Here is a 2,633-nt window from a genome sequence, read left to right as displayed (position 1 = left end):
AATTATTTGAGTTGAATGTGAAATAGTTTTCAAGCATATCTTTAATAAATGTTGTATAAATAACGTAACGTCATGCTACATTTGGTATACGGTTTTATTGATACTTAAATACTTTTAAGTATGGTCTATTTATATTATTTAAAGGCTTTACCAAATGCTATCTTGTGGATAGCTATTATTGTTTTATATATAAATCATATCCAGTAGTTCCTAAATAGTTGATTGAGAGTGTTGTTGTATCAACATTAATGTCATAGCAATATTCGTCTCCATCAGCATCAATCATTTTTAAATAATAAAATTGAGTCCCGTTGGTTTTTACTTCGTATCCACATTGCGGCGAAGTATATGAAATAGTATAGGTAAATGTTTCATCTACTGAATTATCTGTATTGAGCCATTTACATATTCCATTATTGGTAAATTGCCACTTATTTTCCAAATCATTTTCGTGAATCCAAGTACCTACAATATCATTTTCGGGAGTATGATTGAAAGATGATAAAGATAATATACCCACAATCATTATAATCAATAGTGTGATTATTTTTAATATTGTGATTTTTTTCATTTTAAATTTTATTTACAAGTTATTGAATCTTTTGCCTTTTTAAATATTTTTTTTCTGTGAGTTAATCCATTTCTTCCTCCATTTACTTTTTTTGTTACTTTTCTGACTGTACTCAAACTGTCTACTGTTATTTTATCCAGCACTCTTTTTTTATAGTACCAAAGTGCGCTCATTACAGCTAATGTATCATTGGATTTTAATAAACTTGGTGTGGTAACAGGATCGATATCAGGGTCATATTTATTATTATAAAATGTTTTGAAGGATTGGTAATTACTTTTACCTGTCAATTGAAAAATTCCTCTGCCTCTATACTTATAACCTTCTCCACTAGCTTCATTACTATTACCAAGTCTATTAGCATAAACATAATTAGCTACTTTGGCAGAATTTCTTAAATATGTGCTATCCGCCAATCTTTTATTAATAGTATCGGTAGCGTTCTGTTGAAAATATTTTTTATATATTTTTTTCAATCTACTTGCAGTTGTATAATGCAAACTTTCAGTTGTACCCAAACCATTAGCAAATTCGCCTCCAACTTCATGCCCAGCTTGGGATAAAAAATGCCATAGTTTTTCATCTGAATCTATACCAAAATCCTTGCCGTAATCGTTAATGACTTTTGCCAATAATTTCATATTATCATCGCTAGCATTTGGAAAAACTTTTTTCAAATCTTCTTTAGACGTGTCACAATCATTATCTTTATCAATTATAACGGCTACAGCACCATCATCACATGGGTTCAAAGGATTCGTTTTCATCATCATTTGGTTGTCATCTGAATTTCGATTGTGTAAAATACCTCCACTACAATCTGTTATTATCAGCGAACTACCACTACAACAAGCATTTCCAGATGGTTCATGTCCGTTAGCATATTGTATACCGCATCCACAATTAGAATACCGCCAACTTATACGACAATCATCGTTACTAGAACTTGCAAACCAACCTCCGTTTCCAGTATTATCTACAGGAGCTGAACTATCATCATTACTTCCAGGAATTCCTCCACTTGTATTTGGATTACCTGGAGAATCATCATCATTAGAGTTGTCGTCAGTTGGTTCATCAATTGGGTCGTCACTAGGTTCAGAAGGACAAGGAGCAAACTGTCCATCATCTTCTGCAACTATACCTTCTTGAACAGTTATACTTCCAATCGAATTTCCATTTTCATCAAAAGTCTCTATCGTTCCATTAAACCTAGAAAAATCAATAGCTTTTGTTTCACTATCAATTGGTGGGCTACCAATAAAAGTATACTTCAAAAAATATTCATATATTGAATTTTCACTTTCTACCACTATTAAATTAGTTACACTATTTTCTTCTAAAGGTGTGATTACTTTAAATGTATGTTTAGTATTTTTTTCATTTAATACAACAACTTCTTTACTCGTATCAACAATTCCTAAATCCGTAGATTTTGAAGCAAAGGATTTTACAGATAATTTTACCGTGTGTTTTTTTGTACTTACGGTAAAATAATTATTTGTCTTTAATCTTATGTAATCGATAGCTGATTTGGAAACATTATTTCCCTCTTTAATTTGCACTTTATTTTGTATTACTGTTTCAGGATTTTTTTCTAAATAAACAGCATCATCCTTGTCACATGAAAACAAGAGCAGTATACAAAATAATGCAATGATTTTTTTCACAATTATTAATTTAAATACAATTATTATTATGTCAGAATCAGTACAGAATAGTTGAATTTAATTCCATCAATACTGTGAAACGATCATCTTTAACGATCTACATGATAATGATTCTATATATTGTTAGAATAGAAAAGCCTAAGATTGAAGGATATTTCTTGTTAAGTAAAATTATCTAGAAAAATACACATAACTTTTCTAATTTTAAGGTTGTCATTGAACAAAACAAGTGATTTTACTTTTTTACCTTATTTCTGATAGGGCAAAAACGTAATGAAGGAATTTATTTACTTAAAATAAAGCATCATATGGTTTTAAATACTACTTATTCAGTAATTAATATAATTACTAATTCAATCTGTTTTTTTAGGAAAACTTGAAGGAACTGATGG

Annotated in this window: 2 protein-coding genes; both read right to left on the bottom strand. The window is 29.7% G+C overall.

All coding sequences use genetic code 11. The features are described 5' to 3' along the window. Positions 1-175 precede the first annotated feature (175 nt). Positions 176-571 (bottom strand): hypothetical protein, encoded by a 396-nt coding sequence (locus AA089_RS22810; RefSeq protein WP_046759338.1) that lies wholly within the window; start codon positions 569-571, stop codon positions 176-178. 8 nt (positions 572-579) lie between these two features. Continuing rightward, positions 580-2,241 (bottom strand): glycoside hydrolase family 19 protein, encoded by a 1,662-nt coding sequence (locus tag AA089_RS24390; protein ID WP_156169297.1) that lies wholly within the window; start codon positions 2,239-2,241, stop codon positions 580-582. Positions 2,242-2,633 lie beyond the last annotated feature (392 nt).

Origin of the sequence: Kordia jejudonensis (assembly GCF_001005315.1) — a bacterium.
GTDB classification, from domain to species: domain Bacteria; phylum Bacteroidota; class Bacteroidia; order Flavobacteriales; family Flavobacteriaceae; genus Kordia; species Kordia jejudonensis.
The sequence above is the reverse complement of the archived record's forward strand: the minus strand, read 5'-3'. Positions and strand labels throughout refer to the sequence as shown.

Excerpts from the sequence above, each read along its gene's own strand:
- AA089_RS22810 (WP_046759338.1), bottom strand. The coding sequence starts at position 571 with ATGAAAAAAATCACAATATTAAAAATAATCACACTATTGATTATAATG.